Origin of the sequence: Pseudomonas mandelii (genome assembly GCF_900106065.1) — a bacterium.
Classification (GTDB): Bacteria; Pseudomonadota; Gammaproteobacteria; order Pseudomonadales; family Pseudomonadaceae; genus Aquipseudomonas; species Aquipseudomonas mandelii.
In genome coordinates this window covers 144,241-160,664 of record NZ_LT629796.1, presented here as the reverse complement: position 1 = coordinate 160,664, position 16,424 = coordinate 144,241, and the positions used below count along the sequence as shown (strand labels likewise).

General features: G+C 61.4%; 18 protein-coding genes. 6 read left to right on the top strand and 12 right to left on the bottom strand.

Translation table 11 applies throughout. The features are described 5' to 3' along the window. Positions 1-54: 54 nt before the first annotated feature. Positions 55-867, top strand: a complete 813-nt coding sequence (locus tag BLU63_RS00640; protein ID WP_077747891.1) for an alpha/beta fold hydrolase — start codon at positions 55-57, stop codon at positions 865-867. 115 nt (positions 868-982) lie between these two features. Here the strand turns inward: BLU63_RS00640 and dsbG are convergent, their stop codons facing one another. The 4 genes from dsbG to BLU63_RS00620 all read right to left on the bottom strand — a co-directional run bounded on the left by dsbG (position 983) and on the right by BLU63_RS00620 (position 5,112). Then, a complete protein-coding gene (gene dsbG / locus BLU63_RS00635; RefSeq protein ID WP_010461199.1) occupies positions 983-1,753 on the bottom strand; it encodes a thiol:disulfide interchange protein DsbG in 771 nt (256 codons plus the stop codon). Beyond that, complete coding sequence (locus BLU63_RS00630; RefSeq protein WP_077747889.1) at positions 1,729-2,595, bottom strand: TlpA disulfide reductase family protein; 867 nt, start codon at positions 2,593-2,595, stop codon at positions 1,729-1,731. The genes dsbG and BLU63_RS00630 overlap by 25 nt, the downstream gene beginning before the upstream one ends. Then, positions 2,595-4,331: a protein-disulfide reductase DsbD gene (gene dsbD / locus BLU63_RS00625; RefSeq protein ID WP_083374683.1), complete on the bottom strand. Its 1,737-nt coding sequence runs from the start codon at positions 4,329-4,331 to the stop codon at positions 2,595-2,597. The genes BLU63_RS00630 and dsbD overlap by 1 nt, the downstream gene beginning before the upstream one ends. Before the next feature lie 82 nt (positions 4,332-4,413). Beyond that, complete coding sequence (locus BLU63_RS00620; protein WP_010461192.1) at positions 4,414-5,112, bottom strand: hypothetical protein; 699 nt, start codon at positions 5,110-5,112, stop codon at positions 4,414-4,416. Between the two features lie 290 nt (positions 5,113-5,402). Between BLU63_RS00620 and BLU63_RS00615 the strand changes: the two genes are divergently transcribed. The 5 genes from BLU63_RS00615 (at position 5,403) to BLU63_RS00595 (ending at position 9,900) form a co-directional block, all read left to right on the top strand. Next, complete coding sequence (locus BLU63_RS00615) at positions 5,403-6,086, top strand: response regulator (RefSeq protein ID WP_010461191.1); 684 nt, start codon at positions 5,403-5,405, stop codon at positions 6,084-6,086. Beyond that, entirely contained in the window at positions 6,083-7,408 is a 1,326-nt protein-coding gene (locus BLU63_RS00610) for an ATP-binding protein (protein ID WP_077747886.1), read from the top strand. Before BLU63_RS00615 ends, BLU63_RS00610 begins: the two co-directional genes overlap by 4 nt. A 207-nt stretch (positions 7,409-7,615) precedes the next feature. Next, complete coding sequence (locus tag BLU63_RS00605) at positions 7,616-8,101, top strand: GNAT family N-acetyltransferase (RefSeq protein ID WP_083374682.1); 486 nt, start codon at positions 7,616-7,618, stop codon at positions 8,099-8,101. A gap of 77 nt (positions 8,102-8,178) precedes the next feature. Beyond that, complete coding sequence (locus tag BLU63_RS00600) at positions 8,179-9,591, top strand: aspartate aminotransferase family protein (RefSeq protein ID WP_083374681.1); 1,413 nt, start codon at positions 8,179-8,181, stop codon at positions 9,589-9,591. Between the two features lie 81 nt (positions 9,592-9,672). After that, positions 9,673-9,900, top strand: a complete 228-nt coding sequence (locus BLU63_RS00595; protein ID WP_010461182.1) for an MbtH family protein — start codon at positions 9,673-9,675, stop codon at positions 9,898-9,900. A 187-nt stretch (positions 9,901-10,087) separates the two neighbouring features. Here BLU63_RS00595 and BLU63_RS00590 read toward each other — a convergent pair whose 3' ends face one another. The 8 genes from BLU63_RS00590 to BLU63_RS00555 are packed head-to-tail and all read right to left on the bottom strand — an operon-like array spanning position 10,088 to position 16,324. After that, positions 10,088-10,987 (bottom strand): metal ABC transporter substrate-binding protein, encoded by a 900-nt coding sequence (locus BLU63_RS00590; protein WP_077747884.1) that lies wholly within the window; start codon positions 10,985-10,987, stop codon positions 10,088-10,090. Then, positions 10,988-11,887, bottom strand: a complete 900-nt coding sequence (locus BLU63_RS00585) for a metal ABC transporter permease (RefSeq protein WP_010461179.1) — start codon at positions 11,885-11,887, stop codon at positions 10,988-10,990. Beyond that, entirely contained in the window at positions 11,887-12,744 is an 858-nt protein-coding gene (locus BLU63_RS00580) for a metal ABC transporter ATP-binding protein (RefSeq protein ID WP_083374680.1), read from the bottom strand. Before BLU63_RS00580 ends, BLU63_RS00585 begins: the two co-directional genes overlap by 1 nt. Beyond that, positions 12,741-13,667, bottom strand: a complete 927-nt coding sequence (locus BLU63_RS00575) for a metal ABC transporter substrate-binding protein (RefSeq protein ID WP_083374679.1) — start codon at positions 13,665-13,667, stop codon at positions 12,741-12,743. Before BLU63_RS00575 ends, BLU63_RS00580 begins: the two co-directional genes overlap by 4 nt. Positions 13,668-13,702: 35 nt before the next feature. Beyond that, a complete protein-coding gene (locus BLU63_RS00570; protein ID WP_083374678.1) occupies positions 13,703-14,275 on the bottom strand; it encodes a DUF6162 family protein in 573 nt (190 codons plus the stop codon). Further along, positions 14,272-14,595 carry a hypothetical protein gene (locus BLU63_RS00565; RefSeq protein WP_010461170.1) on the bottom strand — a complete coding sequence of 108 codons (324 nt, stop codon included), beginning with the start codon at positions 14,593-14,595 and terminating at the stop codon, positions 14,272-14,274. The genes BLU63_RS00570 and BLU63_RS00565 overlap by 4 nt, the downstream gene beginning before the upstream one ends. Next, positions 14,592-15,134, bottom strand: coding sequence for a hypothetical protein (locus BLU63_RS00560; protein WP_010461169.1), 543 nt, complete (start codon positions 15,132-15,134; stop codon positions 14,592-14,594). The genes BLU63_RS00565 and BLU63_RS00560 overlap by 4 nt, the downstream gene beginning before the upstream one ends. After that, complete coding sequence (locus tag BLU63_RS00555; RefSeq protein ID WP_010461167.1) at positions 15,131-16,324, bottom strand: PepSY-associated TM helix domain-containing protein; 1,194 nt, start codon at positions 16,322-16,324, stop codon at positions 15,131-15,133. The genes BLU63_RS00560 and BLU63_RS00555 overlap by 4 nt, the downstream gene beginning before the upstream one ends. Between the last annotated feature and the right edge of the window lie 100 nt (positions 16,325-16,424).

Here is a 16,424-nt window from a genome sequence, read left to right as displayed (position 1 = left end):
GCTCAGGCTGCCTCTGCTTTTTTTGTTGAATTCCCTTCAAAAAGGAGACAGTTAATGCCCTTTGTAACGATTGACGGACAGCCCCTTCACTACATCGATCAAGGCACCGGCCCGGCCGTATTGCTGGCCGGCAGCTACCTGTGGGACCAGGCCATGTGGGCACCGCAGATTGCTGCGTTGTCGCAACACTATCGGGTCATTGCCCTGGACCTGTGGGGCCACGGTGAATCCGGGCCACTTCCCGAAGGCACGAAGTCGCTGGATGACATCGCCCGCCAGGCCTTGGCGCTGCTCGATCATCTGGACGTTGATCGTGTCACGCTGGTCGGTCTGTCGGTCGGTGGCATGTGGGGCGTGCGACTGGCGCTGTCAGCGCCACAGCGGATCAATGGCCTGGTGCTGATGGACACTTACGTCGGCGTCGAGCCGGAACCGACTCGCCAATACTATTTCTCGCTGTTCAAACAGATCGAAGACACCGGCGTGATCGCGCCGCAGTTGCTCGACATCGTGGTGCCGATTTTCTTCCGTCCGGGCATCGATCCACAGTCGGCCCTGTATCAGGATTTTCGCGCGAAACTGGCGGCGTTGCCGTCCGAACGTCTGCGTGAAAGCATTGTGCCGATGGGGCGGATTACGTTTGGGCGGGATGATCTGTTGCCGCGTCTGGGCGAGCTGAACCCTGCCACCACGCTGGTGATGTGTGGCGATCAGGACAAACCGCGGCCGCCGTCGGAAACGAAGGAAATGGCCGGGTTGATTGGCTGCCCGTATGTGCTGGTGCCGGAGGCGGGGCATATCTCCAATCTGGAGAATCCGCCGTTTGTGACGGAGGCGTTGTTGAAGTTTTTAGCCGAGAGAAATTAGTCGATCTTGCTGGCCCCATCGCGAGCAGGCTCGCTCCCACAGGGGAATGCATTCAAATGTGGGAGCGAGCCTGCTCGCGATGGGGCCGGTGTGGTCACCAAGTCTCTGCAGCAAACTACTTGGGCCCGAGAATCTTCATCAACTTGTCCGGCGAAGGCGCGCCTTGCTGCTGTTGCAGCTCGCCCTTGTCGTCCATGTAGAAAATCGCCGGGGTGGCCTGCAATTCCAGGTCTTCCATCAACTGCATGTTCGCCGCCAATTTCGCCTGAATCGCCGGCGGCACGTCCTTCAGGGCTTTCAGCGAACTGCCCTTGCCGGATTTTTCGTGATCTTCCAGCGCCTTGCTCGGGTCCTTGGCGGCTAGCAGCGCGGCGGATTTGCCCGGGCTGTCTTCGCGAATGATCCCGACCATGATGTGCCGCAGCTGCACTTTGCCGGCATTGACCCACGGCCGAGCCTGTTCCCAGAACATGTTGCAGTAGGGGCAGTTCGGGTCGCTGAACAAGTACACGATGCGTGGCGCATCTTTTTTGCCGTCGGCGATCCAGTTGCTGGCTTCCATCTTGGCCCAGACTTCCTTGGACATCGGCGCGTAGACCAGTTTCTGCAACGGTGCACTGCTCAGGTCGTTGCCCTCGGCGTCGTACAGATTGCCCAGCAGTACATGCTTGCCGTCCGGGGTCAGGTACAGCGCGATACCGCGGTTCTGGTACTGGGCGGCGTAACCGCGCAGCCCATCGGGTGCGTCGAACTGACCGACGATTTTCGCGCCCTTGGCTTCGATCTTCTTGATCGCTTCAGGCAATTCTTCGGCGGCCTGCACCGACGGCAGGTGCAGCAGCGCTGCGCCCAGAGTCAGCGTCAGCAGGTGGCGGAGGCGGGGCATGGCAGTTTCCTTGAAGAGGTGGCCGGTACGGCAGGAGAAGGGGTGTCGAAGTTTTCCAGGGCGCGGGCCAGGCTGGCATCCGAGAGTTCACCCAAATGGCTGCCCAGCAATCGACCGTCGGGGCTATAGAACAGCGTAGTCGGCAATGCCATGGAACCCACGGCCTGACCCAGTCGACCGCTGCCGTCGAACAGCACATTGGTCAGGCTCAGGCCTTGGGTTTCGAGGAAGGTGCTGACGCTTTGCATGCTTTCGGCCTGATTGACGAACAGGAAGGTCAGGTCCGGGCGCTGTTGCTGGGCGTTTTCCAGCACCGGCATTTCCCGGCGGCACGGCGGGCACCAGGTGGCCCAGAGATTGATGACCAGCGGCCCACCCTTGTAGTCCGCCAGTTGCACGGTTTCGCCGGCGGCGTTGCGCAGGGCGATTTCCGGCAGGCGCGTGCCTTGTTCGTAAATACTCAGAGAGAAAGTCGCCAGCAGCCAGAATGCCAACCCGCTGGCCACGCCAAACCCCAGCGGGCGGCGCAGACCCGGTCGGCGCCAACCGCGATACAGCGCGGTGAGCAGCAGCACAATCACCCCGGGCCAGGCGAGGAAACCGCCATCGCGCAGGTCGATGATCTGCCACGGATCGTTGCGATAGTGGGCCCAGTAGGCGCCGACGAACCCGACCCGTGCCGCCAGCATGCCCAGCAAAAAAAGGCTGAACAGCGCCGACTCAGGGTTCTCGCCACCGCGCTTGGCCACCCGCCAGCCGACAAACGTCGCCAGCGCCAGGGCACTGATCAGCAGCAGATGGTTAAGCGCGATGGCAAAAGTGCCGAGGGTAAAGGTCAGCATTAACGGGCGTCTCGGGTGGTGGTCCAGCGTTGCAGGAAAGTGTCGGCATCGACCTCGCCGGTGATGCGCTGACTGCGGCGCTCCTGGCCGTCTGTGCCGATCCACAGAAAACTCGGTGGCCCCGGCACTTTATAACGGCCGAGCAGTTCGCGGCTGTCGGCATTGTCGGCGGTGACGTCCAGCCGTAGCAAGCGCACATCGCTCAGCGCTGCCATTACATGGGCTTTGCCGAAGACCTGTTTTTCCATGACTTTGCACGACACACACCAGTCGGCGTAGTAGTCCAGCAGCACCCATTGGCCCTGGGCCTGGGCGGCGTCCAGTTCCTGTTGCAGCGCTTGCGGATTGTTGATCGTGGTGAAGGCCTCATGGCCGGTCGGGCGAGCGGCATTGCCGGAAGAGGCGGAAGCGCTGTAGACCTGCAACGGTTTGAGCAAGTCATCACTGCCCCCGGCGGCCCCGATCATCAGCAGACCGCCCCACATCCCGAGCAACAGCGCACTGGCGCCGAACAGATGGGCGACGCGGCCAAAACCTTCCGACTGTTTCCAGGCGCTATAGGCGGCAATCAGCAGCAAGGCGCCACACAAACCGATCCACAGCGATTGATCCAGCACCGGGCGCAGCATCAGCAGGGCGGTGGCGAGGAACAGGAAACCGAACACGCCTTTGAGCAGGTTCATCCAGGCGCCGGGTTTGGGCAGGAAGCGATTGCCCACGGTCACCAGCAACAACAGCGGCACACCGATGCCGATGCCCATTGCGAACAGAATCAGCCCGCCATGCAGCGCATTACCGCTTTGTGCGATGTAGAGCAGGGCGCCGGCCAACGGCGCGGTCATGCACGGGCCGACCAGCAGCCCCGACAAGGCCCCGAGCACACCGGCACCGATCAGACTGCCGCCACGCTGATTGCGCGACACATTTTCCAGCCGGTCACGCACCGCCACCGGCAGTTGCAGCTCGAAGAAACCGAACATCGGCAACGCCAGCAGGACAAATATCGCCGCGAAGCTGCCCAGCAGCCAGGGGTTCTGCAACAGCGCCTGAAGGTTCGCACCAAGCAGCGCGGCCAGCACACCCATCGCCGCATACACCAGCGCCATGCTCACCACGTAGCTGGTCGCCAGGGCGAAACCGCGTTTGGGCGTGGCGCCGCTGCCGACGATCAACCCGGCCAGTATCGGCAGCATCGGCAACGAGCAAGGGGTGAAGGCCAGCAGCAGGCCCAGACCGAAGAACACCAGCAAGCTCCAGCCCAGCGCCCGTTGTTGCAGGCCGCTGGCCAGGGCCTGATCCGGTGCTTCGTTGGTTGCGCCCGCAACGTTGCCACCCAGGTCCACGACCTGGGTTTGCGGCGGATAGCACAATCCGGCATCGGCACACCCTTGGAAGCCCACCTTGATCTGACCGGTGGCGCCCGCCGGAATCTTCAGCTCCAGGCCTTGGCGATACACCGGTTGTTCGCCGAAGAATTCATCACTGTGCGCTTCACCTTCGGGTAATGGCGGCTGTTGCTCCGAGGGCAGCCCCTCGAATTTCAGGCGTTTCTGGTAAAGGTAATAGCCGTCGGTAATTTGCCAAAAGAGCTGTGTTTCACCCGATTCAAGGCGCTCGGAAGTAAAGACAAAGGCCTTTTCCACCGGTAAAAATTCAGGTTTGGTATCGAACGGATTGGTCCCTGCCTGGGCCACACCCGAGATCAAGAGAACAAAAAGAAGAAACAGTCGACGCATGGGTAAGCCTTATCCCTGTGCAAGTGAGGTGCACAATGGGAGGCGGCGATTAACCGATGATTAACCGCGAGTCGACAGATTCTCAGTCTCGTAGCAATCCGGGCCAATTCACCTCATTCACCGGGTGCGGGCCAGAATGCATACGATTCATTTGCAGGTTGTAGATGATGTATTCGTTGCCAGTCAGGAAGATGTAGAAATAATTGTCGTCACTATTACTGTCTTTTTGCACGCCGGTAATAATTCGGTCGAGGTAGGGGGACAGTCCGCTCCAGACGGTCGGGGAGATGGAGGGTTGATTGTAATAGTTGCTTTTGTAGTTGAATTGGAAGTGCTTTCCGTCGCTCATGATGAACTTAAATATGTGGCCCGTTTCGTTTAGAGTCCACCACGTCACTGCGATGATACGATCGAAATAAGGAAGAATGGGAGCCCATCCAGTATTTTCCACAGGCTTTATATAACTGACTCTATCGGTGTCTTGATTATACTTACAGACGGTCGGTGTAGTGCCTTCGTAAAAAAACAACCATGTTGCGTCAGAGTCATAACCTTCAGACTCATTGATCAGATCAGTGGTGGTTAAGCCAAAGCGTAGGTTTTTGGCATGGGCGTGGAAGTCATTCCAGTTGCCGTATGAAATATCGCTCGGGTATCCCTTTGGAACTTGCCTGTCGCCAAGGCTGTATCGAGAGTATTTATTTATGTCTTTGAAGAAGAAATGAATTCCATCTTTGCCAGAGCGCCAGTCGACGGTGACAAAGTTTTTCAAGATTGGCATGTTGTTGTTCCTTTCAATAGTTAAACGTTTGTTGGTTGTTCAAGAGCAGGTTTGTGGTCAGGTTGTCATGTTTTGGTGTTGTGAATTAGTTGCGGAATGAGCTTATCGCTTTACGAAAATCAATAAGAGTTTTTTTTGAGGTTGTTTGTGTCGCTTTGCAACTAAGGTGAATGAATAAGTTTGATTTGGTTGGGTGACAGAAAGCCGGGCTATTCGTCATCCCTCGCAATTGACATAATTGCGCCTTAATCCACATCTGCTTGACTCGCGTTTTTACTCATGGAGCGCCCATGCACGTACTGGTTTGTGAAGATGATGAGCTGATCGCCAGCGGCATTGTCGCCGGCCTCACGGCCCAGGGCCTGACGGTGGAGCACGTCGCCACGGCATCGGCTGCCCGGGCGATGCTCAAGGTGGCTGAGTTCGACGTCATGGTGCTCGACCTTGGTCTTCCCGATGAGGACGGCCTGAAGTTGTTGCAGCAGTTGCGCCACAGTGGCCTGGAGATTCCGGTGCTGATCCTGACGGCGCGGGACTCGGTCACTGACCGCGTCGATGGCTTGCAGGCCGGCGCCGACGATTACCTGCTCAAACCGTTCGACCTGCGTGAACTCGCCGCCCGTCTGCACACCTTGTTGCGACGCGTGGCGGGGCGCAGCGTCAACCTGATCGAACACGGCCGTCTGACCTACGACCCGAGCAGCCGGGAAACCATGCTCGGCGGCCAGTCCGTCGACCTTTCGCGGCGTGAACAGTCGCTGTTGCAAGCCTTGCTGCATAACCGTGGCCGAGTGCTGTCCACCGAACAATTGAAGGACAGCGTCTACGGTTTCAATGACGAACTGGAAAGCAACGCCCTCAACGTGCATATCCATCACCTGCGGCGCAAACTCGGCAATGGCATTGTCGAGACGGTGCGCGGCCTGGGTTATCGCCTGGGGCCCGCCGATGGTGGAGAGGAAATGAAAAAGTGATGAGCCTGCGTTTGCGCCTGAGCCTGACACTCGGCGCCGCTTTTGCGCTGATCTGGGCCCTGGCGGCGGCCTGGATGCTCAGCGACCTGCGCAACCAAATGATGTTTTCCCTCGACCAGCGGCTGGTGGCATCGGCGCGCATGGTCGCCGGCCTGATGGAACAATTGCCCGCGTTGCCGAGCAAGGGCGAGGGCACCCATTTCAGCGCGGAACAACTGAATATTCCGGGTGGCATGGCCTGCCAGGTCAGCTCGTTGCGCGGCGAAATCCTCGCCCGCAGTCACACCGATCCGCAACAAACCCTGGAAGCCGAGAAAATGGGCTTCCACGATCAGATGATCGACGGCGCGCCGTGGCGCAGCTTCACCCTGGCTCGCGGTGATCTGCGCATTACCACGGCGGATCGGCAGATCGAGCGTGAGGCACTGAACATGTCGATCCTGCTGGCCGCTTCGGTGCCGGTGGGCGTGGCGTTGCTCGGCTGCCTGTGCCTGTTGTGGCTGGGGATTGGCCAAGGGCTGGCGCCGCTCAACCGGATGCGCGATGCCTTGATGCGCCGCAGCGCCGATTCGCTCGAACCTTTGCAGATCCAGCCGCTCCCCAGCGAGCTTCAACCGTTGCTGGACACCCAGAATCAGCTGTTCCAGCGCATCGGCAAGACCATCGAGCGCGAACGCCGCCTGACCGGCGACGCGGCCCACGAATTACGCAGCCCCCTGACCGCAATCAAAACCCATCTGCAAGTGGCGCGCATGACTGATGGCGCGGCCCGGGATCAGTCCCTGGCACGGGCAGAAGAGGGCGCCGACCGCATGCACCGCACGCTGGAGCAATTGCTGCTGCTGGCGCGGGTCGAGGGCAGTCTGTCGTTCGACGACGGGGTGCAATGCAGCGCCGAACAGGTGGCGAAACTGGCGATTCAGGATGCGGCCAGCGGTGATCGTCGGCGGATCAAGTTGCACATGCCAGCGAAGTTCTCCGATGCCCCGGTGCAGATGCCCGCCGTGCTGTCGATCGCCGCATTGCGCAATTTGCTGGACAACGCACTGCGCCATACCCCGGGCGACGGATCGGTGGAACTGAGCCTGGAAACCACTGGCAGTCGCGCACGCTTTCTGGTCCGCGACCACGGCCCGGGCATTGCCGATGACGACCTGCAACACCTGACCCAACGTTTCTGGCGCAACGGCCAGAGCACCGGCTGCGGATTGGGCCTGGCGATTGTCCAGGCGATTGTTCAGCGGTGCGGTTGCACCCTGCATTTCGACAGCCGGCCGGATGGGTTGCGGGTTGAATTGACCATGCCGCTACAACCCCTCTAACCAACACCGCAACTTCCCCTGTGGGCGTGAGCCTGCTCGCGATGAGGCCATAACATCCTGACTGTTACACCGCCATCGCGAGCAGGCTCACTCCCACAAGGGAGGCTGTGTTGCACATCAAATGTAACTTCTCTCCATTAGTCAGCGACTCGCCACAGCGCTATCGTCCCCGGCAGCTTTTTCTCAATGGATTGAGGTAACAGCGCCATGGATGCATCGATTCACATCTGCAAGGCAACCCCCGCCGATGCCGGCATCATCAGTCGGATCGTCGAGCGCTCCATTCGTGTCGGCTGCGCGCTCGACCATCGCAACGACCCGAGAACCGTCGCCACCTGGACCTACAACAAAACCATCGAGCACGTGCAACCGTGGCTGACCGACCAACGGTTGTACCTGAACATCGCCCTGTTGCAGGACAAACCGGTCGGTGTCGCCATGGCGGCGATCAGTGGCAAGGTCGCGTTCTGCTATGTGCAGCCGGAATGGTTTCGTCGCGGTGCCGGAGAGGCGCTGGTTCACGACCTCGAAGGCTGGTTGATCAATCAGGGACTGGGCCAGGCTCGCCTCAACAGCACCCGCACCAGCGAGGCTTTTTATCGCCATTTGGGGTACCGGCCCTGCGCTGAAATCTTCATCGTGGCCGGGCTCCATGCCATTCCCATGCATAAGGCACTGACACCGCCTTCATAGAAAGCTGATCGAGGGTCTAAATCCTCGGCGCCCTGATGCGTTTCCAGAACAGGAAAACCTTATTGAGGGGTCGAGAGATGTCAGTCGCTACCAGCCTTATGGAAGATCAGTCGGCCCGGATCGCTCCGGCGCCGGTCGAGACGCTGTATCAGTTCAATGAATCGCCGTTGCTGGCCCGTCAAAACCAGCAGGAATCGAATGCCCGCAGTTACCCGCGACGCATTCCCCTGGCGCTCAAGCGCGCCAAGGGCATTTATGTCGAAGACGTCGAAGGCCGCCGTTTCATCGACTGCCTGGCGGGTGCCGGGACATTGGCCCTGGGGCATAACCATGCGGTGGTGATCGAAGCGATCCAGCAAGTGCTGAGCGATGAGTTGCCGCTGCACACCCTCGACCTGACCACGCCGGTCAAGGATCAATTCGTCCAGGACCTGTTCGGTTTGCTGCCGGCGGCGTTGGCTGCTGAAGCCAAGATCCAGTTCTGCGGCCCCACCGGCACCGACGCGGTGGAAGCCGCGCTGAAACTGGTGCGCACCGCCACCGGACGCAGCACCGTGTTGTCATTCCAGGGCGGTTATCACGGCATGAGCCAGGGCGCGCTGAGCCTGATGGGCAGCCTGGGGCCGAAAAAGCCGTTGGGCGCCTTGCTCAGCAACGGCGTGCAGTTCATGCCGTATCCCTACGATTACCGCTGCCCGTTCGGCCTCGGCGGTGCGCAAGGGGTGAAGGTCAACCTGAGCTACCTGGAAAACCTGCTCAATGATCCAGAGGCCGGCGTGCAATTGCCGGCGGCGGTGATCGTCGAAGCGGTGCAGGGCGAGGGCGGAGTGATCCCGGCCGATCTCGATTGGCTGCGCGGCCTGCGGCGCATCACCGAACAGGCCGGCGTGGCGCTGATCGTCGATGAAATCCAGAGCGGTTTCGCTCGCACCGGCAAGATGTTCGCCTTCGAGCACGCGGGGATCATTCCGGACGTGGTGGTCATGTCCAAAGCCATCGGCGGCAGTCTGCCGCTCGCCGTCGTGGTTTACCGCGACTGGCTCGACACCTGGCTGCCGGGCGCTCATGCCGGGACTTTCCGCGGTAATCAGATGGCCATGGCGGCGGGTTCTGCGGTGATGCGTTACCTGACCGAACACAAGGTCTGCGAGCACGCTGCCGCCATGGGCGAGCGCCTGAGCGAGCACCTGCGCATTCTGCAGCGGGACTTCCCGCAATTGGGCGACATTCGCGGGCGTGGCTTGATGCTCGGCGTCGAGCTGGTCGATCCGACGGGTGCGCCCGATGCATTGGGGCATCCGCCGATCTTCGGTCGCCTGGCGCCGCTGGTGCAGCGTGAATGCCTCAAGCGCGGGCTGATTCTTGAGCTGGGTGGGCGTCACGGCGGCGTGGTGCGTTTCCTGCCGCCGCTGGTGATTACCTCCGCGGAAATCGATCGGGTGGCCGAGATTTTCGGCCGGGCCATGGCCTCGGCCACCGCCAGCCTCTAAATTTTTCGCGCCGCGCAACGTTCCTTCTACATACCGGCTGCGCACGCCGCGCAGCCCACCCTACAGCGATGGAGACACAGCATGACGTCAGTATTCGACCGCGAGGACATCCTCTTTCAGGTCGTGGTCAACCACGAAGAGCAATACTCGATCTGGCCCGACTACAAAGCGGTGCCTGCCGGCTGGCGCACCGTGGGCAAGAGCGGCCTCAAAAAGGAATGCCTGGCCTACATCGAAGAAACCTGGACCGACATGCGCCCGTTGAGCTTGCGTCAGAAGATGGACGAGCAGGCGGCAGTGGCTAACTAAGGCACGACGCAAAAGGAAGCCCGCTGGACTGGTGACAGTCAGCGGGCTTTTTCATGTCTGGAATGTGTCTCGCCTGTCAGGCCGCCTTCGCGAGCAGGCTCCCTCCTGCATTGGATCTATGGCGTGACACAAATCCCCTGTGGGCGCGAGCCTGCTCGCGATGAACGATAACGCGGACTCACTGACGTTAAACCCCGCTCAACCCCTTGATCACCCGATCCACATTCCCTTCCAGCTCAGCCACCGGTTCCGCCGCGTCGACACTCAACACCACCAGCCGACTGCCTGCCTCTGCGATCACCGCTTTCACCGCCTCAGACGGCTGGCGATGATGCAACACCACCGCCACATCATTGTCCTTCAGCGTCGCGCCCAATTGCTTGAGTGCTTCAGGTGTCCACTCGGCGTCCGGCCGTGCATCGAGGCCGATCAGCTCCAGGTTCAACCCGCCGATCAAGTAGCCGAAGTGATCGCTCAGGCTCATTACAGTGAGGTTATCGGCACTGGCCAATTGCGCTTCGCTGTCCGCGCTGAGCTTGAGCAAGCGCTGTTTCAGTGCCGCCAGGTTAGCCTCGATCGCAGGCTTGGCCTCGGGCGCCAGGCGCACCAGGTCCGCCGCCATCACATCCGCCATCCGCCCCATGTTGTTGCTGGAAAGCCACGGCTGGCTGTTCAAGCCGTCGACCTTATTGCCCGGCTGCACGGCGATGCCGGGCAGGGCGCCGTCCACCGGGCGGGCGGCGTCGACTTCAACGATACGAATGTTGCTGCGCCGGGCAATCGGGTACAGCGGATCGTCTGCCCACAGTGAGCGCAGACCGATCACCGCATCGGCGTCGGTCGCCAGTCTGGCCAGCGCCGGAGCGCCACGACCGGTGAAGTACGCGGTCTGACGGCTGCCCGGCAGGTTCGCCGGCGCAGCACGTTCAAGGGTGACGTCGGTGCCCTTGAGCAAGACCTCACCCAGCCCGTAAGTGATCGGCAAGGAGGCCAGCACGCGCAGGGGTTTTGTGTCCGCTGCAAAGGGGGTAGTGACCAGCCCGCACAGGGCGACGGCCAGGGTCAGTTGACGCAGAGAAAAAGACATTTATCCGATATTCCCTTTCAGGCTTGGGACAACACCACGGGCGATGGCGGCGAGGGCGAAGGCGATACCGGCGACCAGAATGATCGCGGCACCGGACGGAATGGGCAGGTCAAAGACGATCGGCGCGAGGATCCCGCACAGCGTGCTGACCGTGGCGATCAGCACCGAGCACCAGAAGAAACCCTTCAGCGACTGGCTGAGCAAGCGTGCCGCTGCGGCGGGAATCACCAGCAGCGCACCGACCAGAATCGCGCCGATGACTTTCACTGCGGCCACGGTGATCAGGGTCACCAGAATCACAAACAGATAATCCAGGGTCTTCACCGCCACACCACGAACCGCCGCCAGCTGCGGGTTGAAACTGGCCAGCATGATGCGGTTGTACAGCGGCAAGGCCAGCGCCATGACCAGCGAACCGACGATGGCCAGCACCAGCAGATCGTTACCGTTGACCGTCAGCACCGAACCGAACAGCACGTTTTCGAGGATGTGCACGTTGATCTTGCCCGCCAGGATCAGCAGCAGGCTCGCGCCCAGGGCCAACGACACCGAGAGGAACACACCGATCAACGTATCCGGCGCCAGCCCGGTGCGGTTGCGCAGGTAGTTGAGCAGGATGCCGAACAGCAGGCAGTAACCGAACAGGCTGCCGTAAGGCCCGGTGTAAGGTTCGCCGAGCAGGATGCCGACGGCCACGCCGGTCAATGCCGCGTGACCCACCGCTTCGGAGAAAAACGCGAAGCGCTTGACCACCACCAGCGTGCCCAGGCCGCCCAGCACCGGGCCGATCAGCAAACCGGCGAGCAGGGCGTTGACCACAAAACCATAGGCCAGCGCTTCAGGCAGATAACCCGAAGACGCCCAACCCTGCACCATCAAGCGAAAGGCTTCATAACTCATCAGGCAGCGCTCCGTGGATGGGTCGAGAACAGGGTCAGCAGGCGTTCCGGGGTCAGCGCCTGTTTCGGCGTGGCATCGAACAGCACCCGGCGATTGAGTCCGGTCACCCGGTCGGCCAGACGCCCGACGGCTTCCAGATCATGCTCGATCCATAACACGGTGATGCCGCTCTGGCGCCAGTCGCCGAGCAATCGCTCGAACACCTGGATACCGGCCTCGTCGAGGGCCGACATCGGCTCGTCGAGCACCAGCAACTGCGGCGCCGGGATCAAGCCTTGAGCGAGCAACACGCGTTGACGCTCCCCACCGGACAACGCGCCCATGCGCCGCTTGCGCTTGTCCTGCAGGCCGACCCGTTCCAGCGCTTCACCAATCGCGGCTGCGTAATGCTTGCTCAAACCGAGGAACGCCGGACGACGCTGACACATCGCGGCCATGAAATCGTCGACGGTCATGGGCAGGCCGCGGTCGAATTCCAGCGCCTGAGGCACATAACCGATGGTCCCCGGTGTGCCCGGCCATTGCAGGCTCAAGCGACCTTGATGTGGCATCTGTCCGAGCAGAGTCTTGATCAGCGAGCTCTTGCCGCCACCGTTCGGGCCGACCAGCGCATGCACGCTGCCGGGCTGGACCTGGAAGGTCACGTTGTCGAGGATCGTCGTGCGCCCCAGCGTCAAACTGACCTGCGCAAAATCCAGCGTCGGCCCCGAAACCTGTGGGAGTGACGGCGCGACGATTCGACCTGCTCGCGATTGCGGTGGGTCATTTAGCGATGATGTCGAATGACTGGACACCTTCGCGGGCGTGGTCGCTCCCACAGCCACAGGCGACTCGCTGATGGTTTCTTTCGCCGTCATTTCCCCGACTCCTGAATCGCCCGAACCACGGTGTCGAGGTTGCCGGTCATTTCCTTTTCGTACTTGTCGGCGGTGTATTCGCCATAGGAAATGTGCGACAGCGGGTACAGCTTCACCCCGGACTCACGCTGGATGGTGTCGACGTAGCTGGACGGGAAATCCATCTCGGAGAAGATCACCTTCACGTCCAGGTCCCGCAGTTGATCGATGGTCTTTTTCAGCTGGCTTGGGCTCGGCTCGATGCCGTGGGCCGGCTCGACCACGGCGGTCACTTCGAGGCCGAATTCGCGCAGCAGGTAGTCATAAGCCGCGTGCACCGTGGCCACTCGCAGTTCGGCGTTCGGTGCCTGGGTCAGTTTCGCCAGGGCGTCGGCGCGCATTTGCCGCAGGCGCTTGCCGTAGGCGCGGGCGTTCTGGGTGTAGGTCTTGGCATTAGCCGGGTCGAGCTTGCCCAGTTCCCGGGCAATGTTGTTGACCTGGGCAATGGAGGCGCTGATCGACAGGAAGGTGTGCGGGTTCACCACCTTGCCGGCCCCGCGTGCGGCGGTGCCGGTGGCCGCCAGCAGCGGCACGTTTTCGTTGGCTTCGATCACCGGGACGTTCGGCGTTTCGCTGGCGGCGATCATGCGGTCGGCGAAGTCGTCATGACCGACGCCATTGAGTACGACCACATCGAGTCCGCTGATGCGCTTGATGTCTTCGGCGCGGGGCTCATAGGCGTGCGGGTTGAAACCGGCCGGAATCAGCGGCACCACTTCGGCCTTGTCACCGACAATGTTGGCCACGTAGCTGTAATAAGGGTGCAGGGTAATGCCGATGCGCAGGCGCTTGGCATCCTCGGCGCTGGCCAGTGGCGTCAGCAATAAGGCAAGCAGGCCGACCAGCAGCGGGCGCAGGAATGAGCGTTGAGATGAAATAGGCATGGGAAAGCGGTCTTCTCTCGGGTGAAGGCGAGGGTTCAGTGCCGGTGCTGGCGGGTCACGCCGGCATCGAATTGCGCGACGATCTGCTGCCAGCCGGCGCTTTCCAGCGCGGTGTCAGTGAGATCGGTCGGGGCCGCGAGGGCTTTGTCGCGATTGAGCCAGACGTCAGGGGCATCGTCGCCAGCAGTCAGGCGCATCAGAAACGAACCGGCCACGGCGGGCGTCTGGCTTTGACCGAAATAGGCCTTGGCGTCGAGCAGCTGCCAGGCATGGCCGCCACGGCTGACGGAACTGGCGTCCTGGGCAAATGGTGCAAAGCCTTCATCGGCAAGCGTTGCGGGCGTCGGCAGCGCTTGCTGTTCCTGACGCAGCAGATGAATCTCGTCCAGCGTCACCCGCAGGTCGGCATAGATGCCTTGCTCGGATGCGCTCAGATCGCGACGGGCATCCAGCTGATGGCTGTCTACGCTGCTGACTTCCTGAGGCTCATGGCGCCAGGCGACCACCGAACCGGCTACCGCCAGGATCATCAGGCACAACAGCAACACATACAGGGTTTCATGGCCGGCACCGGCCGGGCGGACGACGTGCGTGGTAGGCGTACTCATGGGGCTTCGATGTCCGCTTGGTCGATCTCGACGACGTGGCCGGGGCCTGCGTCGAACAGCACGTAGAATTCGGCACCGGGCTTCTTGAAAGTCAGGGTCGAATCGGCGCCGAGCTTGCCCGGTACCAGGATGGTTTCGTCGTAGCCGATCACATCCAGCGTCACCCCCGGTGCGCCGCTGCCGTCGGAGAAACCGCCCGTGCATTTGATTTGTTCGGCGTCGATGGCTTTGCATTCGCACATCGGGTTGTGGGCCAGGGCGCTGGCGCTGAACCCGGCGCAGAGCACCAGTAAAACCGCGTTTAGAGAACGTAGCATCATGGTTTGCCTCCTTGTTTGTTCAGCCACGCGAGGGTGGCGGGGGATGCCTGGCTCAGGGGGATCGACGCTTGATGCATCGCGCCGTCCCAGCCTTCCATGGTGATCCACAGTTCGGCGTCGGCTTTGGTCTTTTCGGGGATCGGCAGCATCGCGCCCATGCGGTACGGCGTGCCGAAGAAAATCACCCCGGCGGCGCGCAGGCTGCGGGGTTTGCCGATGCGCAGATACGTCGCCTTGACCTGGTCGCGGCAGCTGTCGCACAGCGCCGCGTTGAAGCTCTTCATGTGGCCGGCCGGGCCATCGAGGGTCGGGGCTTCGTTGCGCAACTCGGCGAGGCGCAGGCTCCAGGGCCCGACCTGTACTTCACCGATTTCCCGCTCACCCAGGCCGGTGTCGCCGCGAAACAGCGCCGCGTCGGCAAAGTATTTGGGCATGAACCCCAGCGGCACCAGCAGCAGCAGAACGTTGATGTGGAAGCGCCATTTGTGCCAGAAGCGGCTCAGTTTCGAGGCTGGTTTTTCAGCGGTGAACAGGCTCATTGGCTGACCTCCGTGGTTTCGCGGCGATCGACAGCGGCGGTGCGAGGACGTTTGTCTTTGCGCTTGAGGGCATTGGCCGTGGCCAGGGCGGTGCGCTTGGTCCAGATCAGCAGGCCGCTAAGGACCATCATGCTCAGGATCAAACCGAAGAAGAACCAGATCAGCTTGATCCAGAGGCCGCCGAAATCACCGGTGTGCAGCGGCCGCATGGATTCGGTCACCAACTCCAGGCCGGAACGGTCAGACAGCAGGCGGGTGGCGGCGATATCGCCGGTGTACGGGTTGATCTCGGCAGTCTGGAACATCAACGGATACCAACTGCGACCGCCCACCGTGAGGTAGCTATAGGCGTTGGCGGGCAGGCTGACGAAGCTGTCTTCCAGACCCGGGATGCGTTCCTTGGCCTGGGCAATCGCGGCTTCCAGGCTGATCATCGGCGCTGGCGAGCCATCGGTGCTCACCGGCACGCTCTCACGCGGAACCACCAAGGCCACCGGCGCGGTGGAGATCGACACCTGGTTATCGAACATGAACGCCTGGATGAGGAACCAGGTGCTGGTGATGGAAATCACCGCGATGAACCAGATCGACCAGATGCCGCTCAGGCGGTGAAAGTCGCCCCAGAAAATCCGCGCGCCATGACGGATGCGTAACGTCGGTCTAAAGAAACCTTTCCAGAAGCGCTTGTAGACCACCAGCCCGGTCACCAAAGACGCCAGCAAAGGCAGGCTCAGGAACGACACCAGGTACCAGCCCCAGCTGTAACCGTTGGTGAACGGCACCAGCCACCAGCCATGCAATGCACGGGTGAAGGCCTGGAAATTGAATGGCGGGGCGGCGCCCTGAATCACGCCGCTGTACGGGTTGACGTAAACCTTCACCGAGCGCCCGTCGGGGTAGCTGACATCGACATCGAGCGCGAAGTGCGACTCGTCGGGCCGGCTGATGGCCTCGACCAGGGTGTTCGGTTCCGCCTTCTTGATGGCGGCGACGATCTGGTCATAACTGAGCAGCGGTGCGTCGTCGGTGGGTTGGCTGGCGCGCATCTGCGGGTTGGCCAGCCAGACAATTTCCTGACTGACCACCGCCAGTGTGCCGGTGACACAGACGATCAGTACGAAAAACCAGATCGGCAGGGCCAGCCAGCTATGGACCAGAAACCAGAGTTTGGAGCGGGATTTCTTCGACATGATTAAAGGTCTTGTATCGATGGGAAGGCCTCTGCTGCGGGCTTCCCAGCGATGAGGTCCATGAAAAGTCGTCCGTGGCTTTTGCCTACGCGGACTGACT